The organism is Corynebacterium tuberculostearicum SK141, from assembly GCF_000175635.1.
Classification (GTDB): domain Bacteria; phylum Actinomycetota; class Actinomycetes; order Mycobacteriales; family Mycobacteriaceae; genus Corynebacterium; species Corynebacterium tuberculostearicum_C.
This window is the reverse complement of record NZ_ACVP01000014.1, coordinates 1-1,300: the sequence shown is the minus strand read 5'-3', so window position 1 is coordinate 1,300 and position 1,300 is coordinate 1. Positions and strand designations below refer to the sequence as shown.

Below are 1,300 nucleotides of genomic sequence, written 5' to 3'. Positions count from 1 at the left end.
GGGCCTGACCCCCGGAAAGTGGACACGTCGGGGGTTAGCTATGCTGCTCTAGTCAGTGTAGCTGAATTCTCGGCTTCAAAGACGTCAGGAGCTGAAAGATTGCACCAGGAGTGCCGTCGGCGTGTGTTGTAGCGCATGCACCACCGGAAGACTTCTTGGCGGCAGGAGATCGGATTGTCAAAGACTTTCCTGTCACGCAAGATTTCCCGCTTGAGCGTGGCGTTAAACGATTCTGCTAGGGCGTTATCAGCACTCGTTCCTACCGCTCCCATAGACTGGCGCACACCCAACGACGAGCAATAGTTCCTAAAGGCTTGTGAGGTGTACACGCTGCCGTGATCAGAATGGAAAATTGCCCCTTTAAGGCTTCCGCGGACTTTCCTGGCATGGGACAAAGCTTCGATAACCAGTGATACCCGCATGTGATCGGCGAGTGCATGTCCGACAAGTTTGCGCGAGTAGACGTCGATGACCGTGGCCAGGTACATGTTCTTGCCGCCCTTACACGGCAGGTACGTAATGTCGCCTACATAGACGTGGTTTGGCCTGTCAGCTGTGAATCTGCGGCCTACTAGATCTGGCATGACGCGGTGACCAGGCTTACGCCTGGTAGTGACGCATCGGCGGCGTTTGGTAAAGCCTTTAAGTCCCATGGATTTCATGATTCGTGCGACTTTCTTGTGATTTATCGGGCCAAAGCTCGTATCGGCTTTAAGGCTTGCAGCGATGCGTTTAGCACCATAAAGCCCGTATTCATCATCGAAGATGGTCTTGATTCTTGCACCAATAAGAGCATCCGAACACGTCTTTAACCTGCGTTCTTCGCGGGTTTGCACCCATTTGTAGAACGAGGAGCGATTGAGCTTTAACACCTGGCACATCCGCTTAACCGAGAATTCGGTTCGGTGGTCATAGACAAACTGGAAGCGGATCACCAGTGAGTCTCTTCGGCAAAATATTTCGCGGCCTTGCGCAGGATGTCACGTTCTTCGCGCAGCTTTGCGTTCTCTTTTTCTAACTGGCGGATCCGTTCGGAATCATTCGCTGCTTGGACCTTGTCGCGCATGCTTTTTGTGCGGGCACGTTTGCCGGTGCCGTACTTCTTGATCCAAGAATGCAGCGAGGCACGGTTGATACCGAGCTCTGCTGATGCTGAGTTCAGTGAGAGGTCCTCATTGTTTTCGTAGAGGGCCACGGCATCGCGTTTGAACTGTTCGGAGTACCTGGACATGGTGGTAGATTACCTTTCTTCCAGCCCGACTGGGCTGGATATCAGGTGTCCACCAAACAGGGGTCAGGT

General features: G+C 53.1%; 1 protein-coding gene. It reads right to left on the bottom strand.

The window, feature by feature from the left end:
- Positions 1-38: 38 nt before the first annotated feature.
- A protein-coding gene (locus tag CORTU0001_RS04875; protein ID WP_100067808.1) for an IS3 family transposase occupies positions 39-1,231 on the bottom strand; the annotation gives its coding sequence in 2 pieces (ribosomal slippage) (positions 39-952 and positions 952-1,231; 1,194 coding nt in all).
- Positions 1,232-1,300: the final 69 nt, after the last annotated feature.